This is a genomic window from Actinomycetospora sp. ABD4_176 (assembly GCF_056311855.1).
Genome location: NZ_CM149974.1, coordinates 4873392 through 4888534, shown reverse-complemented (window position 1 = coordinate 4888534; position 15143 = coordinate 4873392). Strand labels below are relative to the sequence as shown.

Genomic DNA, 15143 nt, shown 5'->3' with positions numbered 1-15143 from the left:
TAGAAGCAGCGAGATACCCGTTCGCTGCGGACAGGGCGGGGGCGGGGCGGGTCAGGCGTAGGCGCCGGGACCGGGGTCGACGGGGCGCGGGGGCGGGCCGGTGGAGCCCCCGTTGCCGTCGACCACCCGGGCGCCGGGGACGGGCCCGTGGGCGACGCGCACGGTGCGGCACACCCCGGCACCGGCGAGCTCGGCGGCCACGCGCACCGCGGCGTCGTGACCGTCGCACAGGAACACGCACGTCGGCCCGGAGCCGGACACGACGCCCGCGAGCGCGCCCGCGTCCACCCCGGCACGCAGGGTGCGACGCAGGCCCGGGTCGAGGCTGACGGCCGCCGCCTGCAGGTCGTTGCCGAGCAGCAGCGCCAGCGAGCGGGCCTCCCCCGACGCGAGCGCCTCGAGGACCGGCTCGACGTCGCCCACCCGCCGCGGCGCCTCGGGGCGGGCGCGCAGCCGGTCGAGCTCGCCGAACACGGTCGGCGTGGACAGGCCGTGGTCGGCGACCGCGACGACCCAGTGGAACGTGTGCCGCGAGAGCACCGGCACGAGGCGCTCGCCGCGCCCGGTGCCCAGCGCCGTCCCGCCGTGCAGGGCGAACGCGACGTCCGAGCCGACCTCGGCGGCGACCTCCATGAGCGCCTCCCGGCCGAGGTCGAGGCGCCAGAGCCCGGCCGTCGCCAGCAGGGCGCCCGCGGCGTCCGCGCTGCCGCCGGCCATGCCGCCCGCGACCGGGATCGCCTTGCGCAGCCCGACGCGGACGTCGGGGGTGCGGTCGACCCGCCGGCCCAGGGCCTCGACGGCGCGCCACGCGAGGTTGGTGGTGTCGGCGGGGACCTCGGAGACGTCGACGCCGTCGATGGCGCTGACCGAGACCCCGGGCTCGATGGCACCGGGCACCGCGGAGGTCACCGTGACCTCGTCGGTCATGCTCAGCGCCTGGAAGACGGTGACGAGGTCGTGGTAGCCGTCGGCGCGCAGGTCGCCGACGGCCAGGTGAAGATTGATCTTGGCCGGGACGCGGGCGGTGACCGGCGGTCCGACGGCGGAGAGCACCCGTCCAGCGTACGGATCGGGGCCGCGCGCTCAGGGCGCCGGCACCTCGGGGCGGGCGCGCGCGATCGCGGTGAACGCGGTCACGTCGAGCGACTCCCCGCGCGCGCCCGGGTCCACCCCGGCCGCCCGGAGCACCGCCTCCGCGGCCGGCGCCGACCCCGCCCATCCGGCGAGCGCGGCCCGCAGCGACTTCCGGCGCTGGGCGAACGCGGCGTCCACGACGGCGAACACCGCGCGGCGCTCGACGTCGCCCGCGGCCTCCTCGGCGTGCCGGGTGAACGCCACGAGCCCCGAGTCGACGCCCGGCACCGGCCAGAACACCGCGCGCGGGACCGGGCCGGCGCGCCGCGCGTCGGCGTACCAGGCGAGCTTGACCGACGGCGCGCCGTAGGCCTTCTCCCCCGGCCGCGCGGCGAGGCGCTCGGCGACCTCGGCCTGGACCATGACCAGCCCCCGGCGCAGGCCCGGCAGCGCGGCGAGCAGGTGCAGCACGACGGGCACGGCGACGTTGTAGGGCAGGTTCGCGACGAGCACGTCCGGGGCGAGCGGCAGGTCGCCGGGCCCGAGCCGCAGCGCGTCGGCGGTGACGACGCGCAGGTCCCGGCCGGGCGCGCGCTCGGCGGCCGTCGCCGGGAGCCGGTCCGCGAGGACCGGGTCGATCTCCACCGCGACGACGCCGGCCGCCGCCTCGAGCAGCGGCAGCGTCAGCGACCCGAGGCCCGGGCCGACCTCGAGCACGACGTCGTCCGGGCCCACCCCCGCGAGGCGGACGATGCGGCGCACGGTGTTGGCGTCGTGCACGAAGTTCTGGCCCAGGCGCTTGGTCGGGCGCAGGTCCAGCTCGGCCGCCAGGGCCCGCACGTCGGCGGGCCCGAGCAGGCGGGCCGGGGTCGTCACGGGTCCATCCTGACGCCCGGGCACGTGCCCGGGGGCGGCGGGCGCTACTTGCGGCCGCAGACGGGCCAGGCGCCGTAGCCGCCGCGGTCGGCGCGGACGCGCTCGGCGACGGCGATCTGCTCCTCGCGGCTGGCCTGGTGCGGCAGCGAGGCGAACTCGTCGCCGTCGTACGCGCGCCAGGTCGAGCGGTCGAACTGCAGGCCGCCGTAGTAGCCGTTCCCGGTGTTGATCGACCAGTCGCCGGTCGACTCGCACTGGGCGATGCGGTCCCACTTGCCGCGGCCGACCGACGGCGCCGAGCTCTCCGGCTTGGTGCCGCGGCGGACGACGCCGCCGACGGGCTGGCGGGTCACCTGCGACTCGCCGATCTGCGTCCGGCCGGTCTCCTGGCCGTTGGTCGCGTTGACCGACCAGGTGACGATCTCCTCGCCGGCCTGGCCGGGCTCCTCGACGCGGGTCTCGCCCTGCTCGAGGTCCGGGTCGTCGACCGTGCGCATCGGCGGCGCGATCGGGCGGGTCTCGGTGACCTGGTTGACCGTGTTGCGCGTGACCGTGACCGTCGAGCCGTTGGCGAGGCCGTCGCCGCCCGCGAGCACGTCGGTGGGGCTCAGCGCGAGGCCGTTCTGCGCGAGCAGCTCGGGGCCGGTGAGCGCGGTGGTCGTGATCTGACGGGGGGCGTTGCCGCCGTCGACGAGTGTGACCGTCTTCGGCGTGCGCACGTCCAGGTTCATCCCGTTGACGGGGATGTTCGCCGTCAGCGGCGCGGAGCTCGCGAGGCCGTCGGTCGGCAGGCCCAGCTGCGCGAGCGCGTCGGCGACGGTGCGGGCGGTGGTCGTGATGGTCTGGGGGCGACCGTCGACCATCAGCGCGACGTCGCGCGAGCGGTTGATGACGAGCCGGTCGCCGTCGTTGACCTCGGCGTTCGGGCCGGGGGCGAGCTGGTCGCCCGGGCCGAGCTCGATGTCGCCGCTGTCGAGGGCGCCGGCGACGTCGGAGGAGAAGGTGTGCACGACCTGGTCGACACCGTCGACCGTGACCGTCACCTCCTTGTCCAGCGCCACCGCGGTGCTGCCGCCGGCCGCGACCGCGAGCAGGGCGACGGCCACGCCGCCCTTGACCGCGACGGCGCGGCGCCGGGTGTCGGTGCCCAGGCGCTCCGGGTCGTCGAGCGCGGTGAGCCCGGCGGGCGCGGCGTCGCGCAGGCCCGCCTGCTCGGCCGAGCCATCCGTGTCCTGCTCGCCGGTGAACGACTCGAGGTCGCTCCACTCGTCGGGGTCGCCGAGGGCGATGGGGCCGCTCGCGGGGGACTGCACCGGCAGCGGTCCGGTGATGGCGTCGAACCAGCCCGGGGTCCGGTCCCCGTACGCGCCGTACGCCGAGTGGTAGCCCGTGTCGTGCCCGAGCTCGTGGGCGGCGTCGTAGCCGTAGTCCGGGGCGTACTCGGGGGTGTACTCCGAGCCCTGGTCCCAGCCCTGGTCCCAGCCCTGGTCGTACCAGCCCTGGTCGTAGCCGTCGACGATCGGCAGCCCGGCGGTGTCCGACTCGCCGATGTCCGCGTGGCCGGAGTGGCCGCGGCCGCGGGTCGTGGTGTCCGCGCTCATCGGGCGTCCGCCACGGCGGTCGCGAGCGGGCTGCACGAGGAGGACCTCAGGGCGAGCAGGCAGTGCACAGGCACAGGGGGAGTCCACTTCGTCCGTACATCCGGGCAGGAGCCGCGCCCTGGGGAAGCCGCCACGACCTCGTGGCGCCCTCCCTGTGGTGGCGACCTGGGGAAGTCCCCACCACGCGGGCCTCGGGGGTGGCTCCACCCCGGCGAGTCACAGCACGGTAACGAGTTGGGTGTCGCCACCATCAAGCCGACACGACCGTGTTGCGCCGAACGGCACGTCGACGACGACGAGCGTGGCTACTCGGTGCTCTCTCGTGCGACGGAGCGTGAAGGTTGAGGCTGTTCGGCCAACCGGAAGGCCCGCCTGGCGTTGTCGGCGCTGATCCGGGCCAACCGCTCCGCCGGCTCGTCACGCAGCTCCGCGAGCGCGCGCACCGTGTGGGGGACGACGTAGGGCTCGTTCGGCCGACCGCGGTACGGGTGCGGAGTCAGGAACGGGGCGTCGGTCTCGACGAGCACCAGCTCGACGGGCATCCACTGCGCCGCTCGGCGCAGCTCGGCGGCGTTCGCGTTCCGGAAGGTCGCCGTGCCCGACAGCGACGCGTACCAGCCCTCGTCGGCGCAGACGCGGGCCAGTTCCGGGCCGCCGGAGAAGCAGTGGAAGACGGTGACGGGCGGCGCCCCTTCGGCGCGCAGGACGTCGAGGATCGGGTCGTGCGCGTCGCGGTCGTGCACCACCAGCGGGAGCCCGGTGCGCTTGGCGAGGTCGATGTGCCAGGCGAAGGCCTCGCGCTGGACGTCGAGCGGGGCGCAGTCCTCGCGGCGCGTCGTCCAGTAGTCGTCCATCCCGGACTCGCCGACCGCGACGACGCGCGGGCGCGCCGTCAGCTCCGACAGGGCGCGGCGCGCGTCGTCGGTGAGGTCGTTCGAGCGCGTGGGGTGCAGGCCGACGGCGGCGAACACGCGCGGGTCGGTGTCGGCCGCCCACGCCGCCCAGCGCGCCGAGTCGAGGTCGTCGGCCGTGGTGACCATCGCCTCGACCCCGGCGGCCGTGGCGCGGTCGAGGACCTGCGCGAGGACCTCGGGCTCGGTCGCTCCGCACGCGTCGAGGTGCGTGTGGGCGTCGACCACCCCGGGCCCGATCGGCTCGGGCACCGGCGGCGGGACGCGGTCCTTACTCACTCGTCCCGATCGGCGCCCACGAGGGACCGGTCTCACCGAGGCTCGGGTCGAGCTTGGCGAACAGCGGCGTCGGGCGGGCCAGCGGCCGGCCGACCGGGATCGGCGTCGACGCCCAGCGCGCCTGCTCGCGCGCGTAGTCGCCGGTGAGCACCGAATGGCTCGTGCCGAGCTCCCCGGACGTCCCCGCGTCCTCGCGGTGCGGCTGCTCCGCCCACACCCCGGTGCCGCCGAGGGCCTCGTGGACCTTCTGCGCCGCGTGCGGCAGGAACGGCGTGAGCAGCGTGTTCGCGTCCTGCACGACCTGCAGCGCGGTGTGCAGGATCGTGTCGCGGCGTGCCGGGTCGTCCTTGCGCTTCCAGGGCTCCTGGTGGCTGAGGTAGGCGTTGGCCTCCCCCACCACGCGCATCGCCTCGCTGATCGCCTGCTTGAACCGCGAGTGCGCGAGGTGCCCCCCGACGACGTCGAACGCGGCCCGCGACTGCGCGAGCAGCGCCTCGTCGGCCGGGTCCGGCGACGTCGGCTCCGGGACCGCGCCGACGTTCTTCGCCGCCATCGACACCGAGCGGTTGACGAGGTTGCCCCACTCGTTGGCGAGCTCGAAGTTGGTGCGCCGGACGAACTCGTCCCAGGTGAAGTCGGCGTCCTGGTTCTCCGGGCCCGCGACCGCGATGAAGTAGCGCAGCGCGTCGGGGCCGAACTCGCGCAGGAAGTCGCCGACGTAGATGACGGTGCCGCGGCTGGTGGAGAACTTCGAGCCGCTCATCGTCAGGAACTCGGAGCTGACGACCTCGGTGGGCAGGTTCAGGTGCCCGAACGAGCCGACCTGGCCGCCTCGTCCATCGGCAGGGTCGCCCTCGCCGTTGTGGCCGAGCAGGATCGCGGGCCACATCACCGAGTGGAAGGTGATGTTGTCCTTGCCCATGAAGTAGTAGGCCTGCGCGTCGGGGTCGCACCACCACTGCTTCCACGCGTCCGGGTCGCCGGTGCGCTGGGCCCACTCGACCGACGCCGACAGGTAGCCGATGACGGCGTCGAACCAGACGTAGAAGCGCTTCATCGGCGCGTCGTGCCAGCCCTCGAGCGGGATGCGCACGCCCCAGTCGAGGTCGCGGCTGATCGCGCGGGGCTTGAGGTCCTCGGCGAGCCGGCGGCTGAAGTTCAGGACGTTGGGCCGCCAGTGCGTGCGGGTGTCGAGCCAGGACGCGAGCGACTTCGAGAACGCCGGCAGGTCGAACAGCAGGTGCTCGGTCTCGACGAACTGCGGGGTCTCGCCGTTGATCCGGCTGCGCGGGTTGATGAGGTCGGCGGGGTCGAGCTGGTTGCCGCAGTTGTCGCACTGGTCGCCGCGCGCGCTCGGGTAGCCGCAGATCGGGCAGGTGCCCTCGATGTACCGGTCGGGCAGCGTGCGGCCGGTGGACGGGCTGAGCGCGCCGAGCGTGGACTCGGTGCGCACGTAGCCGTTGTTGCACAGCGCGGTGAAGAGGTCCTGGGTGACGCGGTGGTGGTTGTCGGTGCTCGTGCGCGTGAACAGGTCGTACGACAGGCCGAGCCCGACGAGGTCGTCCTGGATCACCCGCGAGTACCGGTCGACGAGCTCCCGCGGGGTCGTGCCCTCGGCGTCGGCCTGCACCTGGATCGGCGTGCCGTGCTCGTCGGTGCCCGAGACCATGAGCACCCGGTTGCCGACCATCCGCTGGTAGCGCGAGAAGACGTCGGAGGGCACACCGAACCCGGACACGTGGCCGATGTGCCGGGGGCCGTTGGCGTAGGGCCACGCCACGGCGGTCAGCACGGGGACGCTCATGTCTCCATCCTCCACGGGGCCGCCACCGCGATGGTCACCGGTGCGCTGCGCGCAGGTGAGCACAGCCAAGTGCTCGAGCACTTCTTTCTGCTCACGAGCGCGGAGCGCACCTAGCTAGGGCATCGCCCCGAACTGCCGGTCCCCGGCGTCGCCGAGGCCCGGGACGATGTAGCCGTGCTCGTTGAGCCGCTCGTCGATCGCGGCGGTGTGGACGGGCACGGTCGGGTGCGCCCGCGCCAGGCGCTCGACGCCCTCGGGCGCGGCGAGCAGGCAGATGGCGCGGACGGCGTCGGCGCCGCGGGCGGCGAGCAGGTCGATCGTGTAGGCCATCGACCCGCCGGTCGCGAGCATCGGGTCGAGCACGAACACCGGGCGCCCGGCGAGGCTCGCGGGCAGCGACTCCATGTACGGCGTCGGGCGCAGCGTCTGCTCGTCGCGCGCGACGCCCACGAACCCCATGACCGCGCCGGGCACCTGGGCGTGCGCCGCCTCGGCCATGCCCAGCCCGGCGCGCAGCACCGGGACGAGGACCGGCGGGTTCGCGAGCTGGGCGCCGGTCGTCGTCGCCACCGGGGTCCGCACCTCGAGCGGCGTCGTCGCGGCGTCGCGCATCGCCTCGTAGACCACCATCGCGGTCAGCTCGCGCACCGCGGCGCGGAACGTGGCGCGGTCGGTGGTCTCGTCGCGCAGGGTCGTCATCCGGACGTCGACGAGCGGGTGGCGCAGGACCTGCGGCTCAGCCATGGGCGCGCAGGCTAGCGACGAGCTCGGCGACCACCCGGCCCAGCTCCGCGCCCGCGTCCTCCTGCAGGAAGTGGCCCGCGTCGGCGATCAGCGGGTGCTCGCGGCCGGCGGCCCCGGGCACGTGGCGCTGCAGGATCGGCGACATCGCGCCGGTGATCGGGTCCGAGTCGCCGAACGCGCACACGAACGGGCGCTCGTAGCGCCCGAGGGCGTCCCAGGCCTCGCGGTTGGGGCCGTTCTCGGGGTCGTCGGGACGGGTCGGGACGAGCAGCGGCATCGCGCGCGGCCCCGCCTTGTAGCTCTCGTCGGGGAACGGGGCGTCGTACGCGGCGCGCTCGGCGTCCCCCAGCCCCCGCGCGCAGCCCGACGCGACGAGGCGCCCGACGTCGAGCTGCTCGGCCGTCTCCACCGCGCGCCGGAACCGCCACCACACCTCGGGCATGTCGCGGTCGCCGGTCGGCAGGCCGGTGTTCGCGGCGACGACGGCGGCCCAGCGCTCGGGCTGCGCGGCCACCAGCCGCAGCCCGATCAGCCCGCCCCAGTCCTGCCCGAGCAGCACGGCGTCGCGCAGGCCCAGCGCGTCGACGGCCTGCTGCGTCCAGGCGACGTGGCGGGCGTAGCTGTGGTCGGCGACGCGCGCGGGCTTGTCGGAGCGCCCGAACCCCACCAGGTCGATCGCGACGGCGCGTGCACCCGCGGCGGCCACCGTGGCCATGACGTCGCGGTAGAGGAACGACCACGACGGCTCGCCGTGCAGCATCAGCACGACCGGGCCGTCGTCCGGCCCGCCCGCGTAGGTCGCGACGCGCACCGCCGCGCCGCCGTCGGGGTCGTCGACCTCGACGTAGCTCGGGGCGGGCAGGGCCGTGAGGTCGGCGAAGCGGTCGTCCGGGGTGCGGAGCAGGTCCATGCCCGGCAGGGTGTCACGCGGTCGACCGGTACGAGCAGGTCACAGCCGTCGTCATAGGGTGCGCCGCGCACCCCCCACACCCCCGCTCGCGGAGGCCGCCGGCATGGCGCAGGACATCATCCCGATCACGCTGGCGCTCACCGCGGGCGACCTCGTCACGCTCTGGGCTCCGCGGTGGCGCCAGGACGGCGAGGAGTGGGAGGCGTTCCTCGGCGACGACGACGCGCTCTTCGCGTTCGCCGACGCCGCCGACCTCGCCGCGTGGGTCGCGGGCGCCGAGGAGTCCGGCCAGGAGCACGACCTGGCCGACCACCCGGCCTGGCCCGTGGTCGTCAAGCTCTCGGTCGACGAGCTGACCCCCGAGGACGTGCAGCGCTACGACGTCGTCGGCGTCCCCGAGCTGGTGGCCGGCGACCCCGACACCTGGACCCTCGACGACCTCGCCGAGGTCGCCGCGATGTGCCGGTCGCTGGCCGACGTCTGCGACCTCGAGGTCGTGCACGAGGTGCTCGACGCGACACCGGCCTTCGCCGCGCTGACCGCCGGTACGCCCGCCTTCGCCGGCCGCGACGGGCAGGCGCTGTGGGCCGAGCTGGCCGAGGTCGTCGACGAGCGCTGGGACGAGGTCGTCGACGCGCTCGACGCCATGGTCACCACGCCCGAGGTCGACGAGGAGCGCGCCGCCCGCCTGCGCGCGACCGCCACGCCGGTGGCCACCGAGGGCGGGGATCTCGACCCCGACGACACCGACGGCGAGGAGGCCGCGCCGGCGGAGAACGCGGAGGGCGACGCCGCGGACCCGGCGGCCGTCGCCGACGACCCGAAGGACGCCCCGGACGACGCCCCCTCCGATCTGCGCGAGGACACCACGGGCGAGTCGCTGCGCACCGACCTCGTCGACGCCGCCGAGGAGCCCGAGGAGGGCTTCTGGGAGGAGGTCGGCATCGACCCGATCGGCATCACCACGCCCGACGGCGAGGTGATCACGCTGCGGTGCTACCTCGACGACGAGCCGGTGTTCCTCGGCCGCGCCGGGACGATCGAGGCCTTCTCCTCCGCGCGCGCCCTGCGGACCTGGATCGCCGGCGAGGGCGCCGACGACCACGACCTCGCCGCCGTCGCGACCTGGGAGGAGGTCGTGTCCGCCGCGACCGGTGGGGACCTCGAGATCGAGGTGGCGCCGGAGAACCGCTACGTGCTCGCCGGGCTCGCCGACGACATCGGCGAGGGCCCCGACGTCGTCGACGCCGAGCAGCTCGAGCTCGCCGTCGAGCTCATCACCGACGCCGCGTACTGGGCCGGCGACAGCCGCACCCGCGAGGCGCTCGCGCCGTCGGAGAGCCTGGGCTGGCTCGTGTCGTTCGTCGTGCGCCCGGACCCGACCCGTCTGACGCCCTCGCCGCCCTTCGACCGCGAGGCCGCGGCGTGGCGCGCCCTGGAGGACCGCTTCCTGGGACGTCTGCGGCGGCACTGAACCCCAGCGCACCCCTGGTGCTCGTGTGGTGGACGGCAGCCTGCCTGTCCATCACCCGGATGGGGTGGCCCCTCGGGGGGTGTTTACGCTTCGGCGCTGCCGAGTCCGGCCGTCCCCGGGGCCGGAACCGACGCAGAGAGTGGGCGCCGTGATCGACAACAGCCAGACCATGTCCTTCGACCGCATGCGCAGCATGCTGGTGCGGGCGGCCGAGGTCCGGGACAGCGAGCAGCAGCAGATCTTCGACTCGCTGGACGAGATCCACGGCCGCCTCGCGGCCCTCGACGGGCTGGGCGCGATCCGCAAGCGCCTCTCCGACGTGCCCGACCGCACCGAGATGAGCGTGCTCGCCGAGCGTCTCGACGAGACCGTCGCGAAGCTCGACAGCCAGGAGTCCTCGGTGGCCTCGCTGGCCCGCCTGGTGGAGGGCCTCGTCGACCGGGTGGCCGACCGCCTCGCCACCCCCTTCGCCCAGCTCGACGGCCGTCTGGACGGCGTCACCGGCCGCTTCGAGGGCGTCGCGGGCCGCATGGACGGGCTCGAGGACCGCATCTCCGGGCTGCACAAGCGCCTCGACGACCTCGACAACCGCCTCGACCGCCACGAGATGCGCCTCGACGGGCTGCCCGCCGCGGTGACCGGCCCGGTGCGCGAGCGCGTCGACGCCGTCGACGCCGGCCTGCGCGACCGTCTCGAGGACCTCGCCAAGGGCGTGTCCGAGGAGCTCACCGGCACCCGCGAGGCCGCGCGCACCGACGCCACGACCACCCGCACCGAGACCGCGGAGCAGGTCGGCGAGGTCACCCGCCGCCTCGAGCAGCTGACCAGCCGCCTCGACCAGGTCGGCACCCGCATCGACGGCGTCGAGTCCGGCCTCGGCGACCGCGTCGGCGCCCTGTCGACGTCGGTGGAGAACGGCCTCGACCGCCTCGACGGGACCCTGGTCAACCGCCCGGACCACGAGGCCGTCGTCGCCCTGGTCCGCCAGGCCAACGAGGAGTCCGAGCGCCGCAACGCCGGGCACCTCGACGAGGCCATGGCCACCTTCGCCGAGATCATCCTCGGCCCGGGCGGCGGCTCATCCGGCTCGATGCCCGCCCCGCGACCGACCACCCGCCGCGGCAGCCGCAAGCCGGCCGCGCGCGACACCCAGGTCAACGGCGCCGAGCTGCCGACGGAGAACACCGGCGCCGAGGGCTGAACGCCCGTCCGGGTGTCCTGCCCGGCCCGTCGCCCGCGGGCCGGGCGGGACCGGCGTCTACTGTCGCCCCGGTGCGTTCCCGACGGCCGCTCGCGCTCCTGACGGTGCTGGCGGCGCTCCTCCTCGGCGCCCTGCCGGGCCTGGCCGGCACCGCGAGCCCGGCGAACGCCGCCCCGGCGGGCGTCGACTGCCCGTTCGGCACCGCGCCCGGTCCGCCGGTCGACGACTCGGAGGTCCCGCAGCCCGGGCAGGCCGAGCCCGCCCCGCTCCCCGTCCCCGACCCGCCCGTCGGCGGCCCGGCGATGGGCGCCTGCGGCGACGTGGTCGCCCCGGGCGCCCCGGCCGCGCCCGCGGTCGGCGTCGAGTCCTACGTGCTCGCCGACCTCGACTCCGGCGCCGTCCTCGCCGCCCGCAACCCGCACGCGCGGCTGCGCCCGGCGTCGCTCATGAAGACGCTCACCGGCCTGCTCGTGGCCCGGCGTCTCCCGCTCGACGAGACGATCACCGGGACGCAGGAGGACGCCGACCAGGAGGGCACGCGGGTCGGCATCGGCGCCGGCGGGCAGTACACGATCCGCCAGGTCTTCGACGCGATGATGATGGCGTCGGGCAACGACGCCGCCCACGCGCTGGCGGTCCGGCTGACCGGCAGCGTCCCGGCCACCGTCGACCTCATGAACGCCACCGCCCGCGAGATCGGCGCGCTCGACACCCGTGCGGCCACGCCGTCGGGGCTCGACGGCCCGGGGATGCAGACCTCGGCCTACGACCTCGCCTCGATCTTCCGCGTCGCCATGCGCGAGGAGCCGTTCGCCCAGGCCGTCGCCACCCGGCGCATCCCGTTCCCGGGCTACGCCGACAACCCGGCGTTCGAGGTCGTCAACGACAACAAGCTCCTGACCACCGGCTACCCCGGCTACATCGGCGGGAAGACCGGGTTCACCGACGACGCCCGGCACACGTTCATCGGCGCCGCGGAGCAGAACGGGCGGCGGCTGGTGGTGGTGCTCATGCGCGGCGAGCAGCGCCCGGTGCCGATGTACGAGCAGGCGCAGGTCCTGCTCGACCACGGCTTCGCGCTGCCCGATCCCCGCGGCATCGGCACGCTGACCGACGAGCAGGCGGCCGACCCGGAGCTCGCGTCACCGCCGGACGGGCAGGACGGCGACGAGGACACCGTCGCGCCCTCGTCCGGTGCGGCCTCGTCGTCCTGGGGCACGCCGCTGCTGCTGGTCGCGGTCGTCGCCGGTGTCGGGGGGCTCGTCGCGCTGCGCGCCGGACGCCGATGAGCACCGGCGCGGACGGGCCGCCGGACGAGCCCCTCGGCGAGGCGTTCACGCGGATGGCGCGCGGGCGCCCCGACCGGCCGGCGGTCACCGACGACACCGCGACGTGGACGTTCGCGGGGCTCGAGGCCCACGCCGACCGGTGGGCGCACGAGCTCGCCGGTCGCGGCGTGGGCCCCGGCGACTTCGTCTCGATCGCGCTGCCCAACGTCGCCGAGCACTACGCCCTGACGCTCGCGGCGTGGAAGCTCGGCGCGGTCCCGCAGCCCGTGTCGCACCGCCTCGCGCCCGGCGAGCTCGCCGCCGTGCTCGACGTCGTGCGCCCGCCGGTCGTGGTCGGCCTCGCCCCCGGCACCGACGTCGCCGCGCCGGAGGGCACCGACGTCCTCCCGCTCGGGCACCGCCCCGAGGGTCCCGGCACCCCGCCGCCGCCCGCGCTCGCCCCGCCCGCGTGGAAGGCGCCGACGTCGGGCGGGTCCACCGGGCGACCCAAGGTCATCGTCGCCGGCGAGCCGGGCACGACCGGGTCCGTCACCACCCGCGCGCCGGTCTACCGCATCGAGCCCGACGGCGTGCTGCTGTGCACGGCGCCGCTGTTCCACAACGCGCCGTACCTGTTCTCGCTGCTCGGGCTCATGACCGGCAACCACGTCGTGCTCATGGGCCGCTTCGACGCCGCCCGGGCCCTGGAGCTGGCCGAGCAGCACGCCGCGACCTGGATCTACGCGGTGCCCACGATGATGGGGCGCATGGTGCGCCGGCCCCACCTCCCGGAGCTGCCCGCCCTGCGCACCCTCTTCCACATCGGCGCGCCGTGCCCGCCCGCGGTGAAGCGCGCGGTGATCGACTGGCTCGGCCCCGACCGCGTGCTCGAGGGCTACGCCGCCAGGGAGGCGCAGGCGCGCACGACGATCACGGGCCGGGAGTGGCTCGCGCACCCCGGCTCCGTCGGGCGGGTCAGCGGCGGCGAGATCGAGGCCCGCACCCTCGACGGGACGCGGCGCTGCGCGGTCGACGAGGTCGGCGAGCTGTGGCTGCGCCCCGAGCCCGGCCCGGTGACCTACCGCTACGTCGGCGCGGAGCCCCGCACCCGGCCGGGCGGGTGGGAGTCGCTCGGCGACATGGGCCGGTTCGACGCCGAGGGCTACCTCTACCTGGCCGACCGGGCCGGCGACATGATCGTCGTCGGCGGGCAGAACGTGTACCCCGCCGAGGTCGAGGCCGCGGTCCTCGAGCACCCGGCGGTGGTGTCGTGCGTCGTCGTCGCCGCGCCCGACGACGACCTGGGCTCGGTGCCCCACGCGGTCGTGCAGACCGATCGGGAGGTCACCGACGCCGACCTCGACGCCCACGCCGCCGCGCGGCTGTCCCGGGCCAAGCGGCCACGGGTGTGGCGACGCTCGGAGGGACCGCTGCGCGACGACGCGGGCAAGGTACGGCGGTCGTCCTACCAGCAGTGATCAGCGGTACTCGAGCGACCCGTCGTCGAGATCGGCCGCGGGCAGCGTGTGCCGCTCCTCGGCGTACTCGTGCATGTGCGTCCACGGCGCGCGGTCGCCCTGCTTGAACATCTTGTGCTGGCTGCGCATGACGTACCCGGAGTTGAAGTTCTCCGGGTCCGACCACGGCCGGATCTCCATGTCGGCGTCCTCGGGCCGCAGCCTCGGCGTCACCGTCGTCGCCCCCTTGGCCTCCATGTGGGCCATCAGGCGGCACACCAGGTCGGAGACGAGGTCGGCGCGCAGCGTCCAGCTGTGCCGGAAGTAGCCGAAGACGTAGGCCATGTTCGGGATGCCCGAGATCATGATCCCGCGCCAGGTGATCTGCTGCGAGACGTCGACCGGCTCGTCGTCGACGGTGAAGGGGATGTCGCCCAGCGCACTGAGGTTGAACCCGGTGGCGGACACGACGATGTCGGCCTCGAGCTCCTCGCCCGACGAGGTCCGGATGCCGGTCTCGGTGAAGGTGTCGATGGTGTCGGTGACCACCGACGCCCGACCCTCCTTGATGGCGGTGAAGATGTCGCCGTCGGGCACGACCGCGATCCGCTGCTGCCACGGGCGGTAGCCCGGGTTGAAGTCCTTCTCGACGTCGTAGCCCTCGGGGAGGTACGGCCGCATCTCCCCGAGCAGGAACTGCCGCGCCTCCTCCGGGGTCTCCAGGCACATCCGGGTCAGCTCGTTGAACTGCTCGATGTAGGCCCGGCGGAGGATCTCGTGCGTCCAGTCCTCGGGGATGTCGAGCGCCCGCAGCTGCACCGCGAGCTCGTGGGTCTTCGGCACCGCGGCCACGAACGTCGGCGTGCGCTGCAGCATCGTCACGTGCGCGGCCTTCTCGGCCATCGCCGGGACGACCGTCGCCGCCGTCGCGCCGCTGCCGATGACGACGACGCGCTTGCCCTCCCAGTCGAGGTCCTCGGGCCAGGTCTGGGGGTGGACGATGACCCCCCCGTTGGCGACGAAGTCCTCCGTCCCCGGCCACTCGGGGCGGTAGGGGTCCTGGTGGTTGTAGTAGCCCTGGCACATCCACAGGAAGCCGCAGGTCATCCGGACGCTCTCGCCGGTGTCGTCGCGGTACACGTCGAGGGTCCAGCGGTGCTCGGACGACGACCAGGACGCCGCGGTCACCTCGTGCCGGTAGCGGATCGCGGCCTTGAGGTCGTCCTCCTCGATGACCTCGTCGAGGTAGTTGGTGATCTCCTCGGAGGTGGCGATGGACGGGCCGCGCCACGGCTTGTGGGCGTAGCCGTAGGTGAACAGGTCGGAGTCCGACCGGGCGCCGGGGAAGCGGTGGGTCCACCACGTCCCGCCCCGTCCGGGCATCTTCTCGAGGATGGCGAAGGTCTTGTCGGGGAAGCGCTCGCGCAGGTGGTGGCCGGCGTCGATGCCGGAGACGCCGGCCCCGATGACGAGGACGTCGACGTGCTCGACGCCGTCGGCCCCGGTGGCCGCGCCCGCGGGCGCGTTCTCGGTGATGGTCACGG

General features: G+C 74.9%; 12 protein-coding genes. 4 read left to right on the top strand and 8 right to left on the bottom strand.

Annotated features, from left to right (window positions below; all coding sequences use genetic code 11):
* Window positions 1–51 precede the first annotated feature (51 nt).
* The 7 genes from ACYX4T_RS23695 to ACYX4T_RS23665 form a co-directional block, all read right to left on the bottom strand.
* On the bottom strand, window positions 52–1053 hold the full coding sequence (locus ACYX4T_RS23695) for a 4-(cytidine 5'-diphospho)-2-C-methyl-D-erythritol kinase (RefSeq protein WP_476011667.1): 1002 nt from the start codon (window positions 1051–1053) through the stop codon (window positions 52–54).
* Window positions 1054–1083: 30 nt separating this feature from the next.
* Window positions 1084–1950, bottom strand: a complete 867-nt coding sequence (gene rsmA / locus ACYX4T_RS23690; RefSeq protein WP_476011666.1) for a 16S rRNA (adenine(1518)-N(6)/adenine(1519)-N(6))-dimethyltransferase RsmA — start codon at window positions 1948–1950, stop codon at window positions 1084–1086.
* A 44-nt stretch (window positions 1951–1994) separates the two neighbouring features.
* A complete protein-coding gene (locus ACYX4T_RS23685) occupies window positions 1995–3551 on the bottom strand; it encodes a transglycosylase family protein (RefSeq protein ID WP_476011665.1) in 1557 nt (518 codons plus the stop codon).
* 305 nt (window positions 3552–3856) lie between these two features.
* The gene (locus ACYX4T_RS23680; RefSeq protein WP_476011664.1) at window positions 3857–4741 is read right to left on the bottom strand and encodes a TatD family hydrolase; all 885 of its coding nucleotides are present in this window, start codon (window positions 4739–4741) and stop codon (window positions 3857–3859) included.
* Complete coding sequence (gene metG, locus ACYX4T_RS23675) at window positions 4734–6545, bottom strand: methionine--tRNA ligase (RefSeq protein WP_476011663.1); 1812 nt, start codon at window positions 6543–6545, stop codon at window positions 4734–4736. The genes ACYX4T_RS23680 and metG overlap by 8 nt, the downstream gene beginning before the upstream one ends.
* A gap of 114 nt (window positions 6546–6659) precedes the next feature.
* Entirely contained in the window at window positions 6660–7289 is a 630-nt protein-coding gene (upp, locus tag ACYX4T_RS23670) for a uracil phosphoribosyltransferase (protein ID WP_476011662.1), read from the bottom strand.
* Window positions 7282–8199 (bottom strand): haloalkane dehalogenase, encoded by a 918-nt coding sequence (locus ACYX4T_RS23665; RefSeq protein ID WP_476011661.1) that lies wholly within the window; start codon window positions 8197–8199, stop codon window positions 7282–7284. The genes upp and ACYX4T_RS23665 overlap by 8 nt, the downstream gene beginning before the upstream one ends.
* 103 nt (window positions 8200–8302) lie before the next feature.
* Between ACYX4T_RS23665 and ACYX4T_RS23660 the strand changes: the two genes are divergently transcribed.
* The 4 genes from ACYX4T_RS23660 to ACYX4T_RS23645 all read left to right on the top strand — a co-directional run bounded on the left by ACYX4T_RS23660 (window position 8303) and on the right by ACYX4T_RS23645 (window position 13620).
* Window positions 8303–9673 carry a primosomal protein gene (locus tag ACYX4T_RS23660; RefSeq protein ID WP_476011660.1) on the top strand — a complete coding sequence of 457 codons (1371 nt, stop codon included), beginning with the start codon at window positions 8303–8305 and terminating at the stop codon, window positions 9671–9673.
* 148 nt (window positions 9674–9821) lie between these two features.
* Window positions 9822–10874 (top strand): PA containing protein, encoded by a 1053-nt coding sequence (locus ACYX4T_RS23655; RefSeq protein ID WP_476011659.1) that lies wholly within the window; start codon window positions 9822–9824, stop codon window positions 10872–10874.
* Between the two features lie 71 nt (window positions 10875–10945).
* The gene (locus ACYX4T_RS23650; RefSeq protein WP_476011658.1) at window positions 10946–12163 is read left to right on the top strand and encodes a D-alanyl-D-alanine carboxypeptidase family protein; all 1218 of its coding nucleotides are present in this window, start codon (window positions 10946–10948) and stop codon (window positions 12161–12163) included.
* Complete coding sequence (locus ACYX4T_RS23645; RefSeq protein ID WP_476011657.1) at window positions 12160–13620, top strand: AMP-binding protein; 1461 nt, start codon at window positions 12160–12162, stop codon at window positions 13618–13620. The genes ACYX4T_RS23650 and ACYX4T_RS23645 overlap by 4 nt, the downstream gene beginning before the upstream one ends.
* On the opposite strand, the gene ACYX4T_RS23640 is transcribed toward ACYX4T_RS23645, so the two are convergent.
* Window positions 13621–15141: a flavin-containing monooxygenase gene (locus ACYX4T_RS23640; protein WP_476011656.1), complete on the bottom strand. Its 1521-nt coding sequence runs from the start codon at window positions 15139–15141 to the stop codon at window positions 13621–13623. It abuts the gene before it with no gap.
* Window positions 15142–15143: the final 2 nt, after the last annotated feature.

Bases quoted from the DNA above. Each gene is read 5' to 3' on its own strand.
- ACYX4T_RS23685 (WP_476011665.1), bottom strand. From the start codon at position 3,551: ATGAGCGCGGACACCACGACCCGCGGCCGCGGCCACTCCGGCCACGCG.
- metG (WP_476011663.1), bottom strand. From the start codon at position 6,545: ATGAGCGTCCCCGTGCTGACCGCCGTGGCGTGGCCCTACGCCAACGGC.
- upp (WP_476011662.1), bottom strand. From the start codon at position 7,289: ATGGCTGAGCCGCAGGTCCTGCGCCACCCGCTCGTCGACGTCCGGATG.
- ACYX4T_RS23665 (WP_476011661.1), bottom strand. From the start codon at position 8,199: ATGGACCTGCTCCGCACCCCGGACGACCGCTTCGCCGACCTCACGGCC.
- ACYX4T_RS23660 (WP_476011660.1), top strand. From the start codon at position 8,303: ATGGCGCAGGACATCATCCCGATCACGCTGGCGCTCACCGCGGGCGAC.
- ACYX4T_RS23645 (WP_476011657.1), top strand. From the start codon at position 12,160: ATGAGCACCGGCGCGGACGGGCCGCCGGACGAGCCCCTCGGCGAGGCG.